The sequence below is a fragment of the Amycolatopsis thailandensis genome (assembly GCF_002234405.1).
GTDB classification, from domain to species: Bacteria; Actinomycetota; Actinomycetes; order Mycobacteriales; family Pseudonocardiaceae; genus Amycolatopsis; species Amycolatopsis thailandensis.
Map to the genome: position 1 here is coordinate 1 of NZ_NMQT01000372.1, position 1048 is coordinate 1048.

A 1048-nucleotide genomic window follows, 5' to 3' on the forward strand; every position below is an offset into this window, starting at 1 on the left:
GGTCGGGGGCCTGCGGCAGGACCGGGGCGAGCGGACGGCTGCCGCGCGGTTTGATCCCGGTCGGATAGCCGACCATGACGATCTCCGCCCGCGGGGCGCGCTGGCGGATCTGCTCGATCACCGTGCCGTAGGTCGCGGCGAAAGCGTCGATCTTCGTGGCGTACTTGTCCACCCCGCCCGCGGTGTTGGCCGCCTTGCACGAGGCGCCTACCGGCAGCAGGTTCACGCACGACGTCGCGAGCCCGACCAGCCCGATGTCGTTGCCGCCGATGCCGACGGTCACCAGGGTCGTGTCGGCCGAGAGCGCGTCGTACTGCGGTGGGTTGGTGCCGGAGATGATGCCCTTCTGCGGATTGGTGAAGTCGGAGGTGGTCGCGCCGCCGCAGGTGACGTCGCGCAGTTCGTCGACTTCGATCTGCTTCGCGAGCAGGGCCGCGTAGTTGATCGCGGACCGGGCGCAGGTGAACAGATCGGACTGCGGCAGGACCACCGAGCCCGCGGAGAACGAGTCACCCATCGCGACGTACACCTGTCTCTCGGCCGCGACGGCCGGTGTACCGAGTCCGACGAGAGTCAGTGCGGTGCCCGCCACCGCGGCGATCCGGGCGAGTCTTCTCCAGTGGGAACGTGTCACAGCCACCTCCAGCATGCGTCGTCGAATGCTGGAGGTCAGGGTCCACCGGGAGCGGGCGAACCACTAGATCGGAGGCGCGCGTTCCTGATCGGAGTTTTGTAGGTTGCCTCTATGACGAAGGCGTCGGCACAGCCGTGGCGCCGGCTGGACGCCTCGGTGCTGACCCGGCTGGAGCCCGACACCGCCGCGATCGCGTCCGCCGCGATGGACCAGGTCCGCGCCGGGCTGCGGACGCCGCTGGACGACCGCACCGTCGCGAACGTCCAAACCACGCTCGACGTCGCGCTCGACGCCTTCTTCACCGAGATCGGCCAGCCCGACATCATCACCGACTGCGAGGTCTACCGGGCGCAGGGCCGGGCCCAGTACACCGCCGGCCGCAGCCTGGAGGAGATGCTCGGCTTCTACCAGTCG

2 protein-coding genes are annotated in these 1048 nt (G+C 69.4%); one reads left to right on the forward strand and one right to left on the reverse strand.

The genetic code is table 11. From position 1 onward, the window contains the following. Positions 1–634, reverse strand: a 634-nt coding sequence (locus tag CFP71_RS42955) for an SGNH/GDSL hydrolase family protein (protein ID WP_244200062.1), incomplete at its 3' end; no start/stop codon positions are given. Between the two features lie 111 nt (positions 635–745). On the opposite strand from CFP71_RS42955, the gene CFP71_RS42960 reads away from it, so the two are divergent. After that, the coding region (locus CFP71_RS42960) for an RsbRD N-terminal domain-containing protein (RefSeq protein ID WP_482746734.1) at positions 746–1048 on the forward strand (303 nt) is incomplete at its 3' end.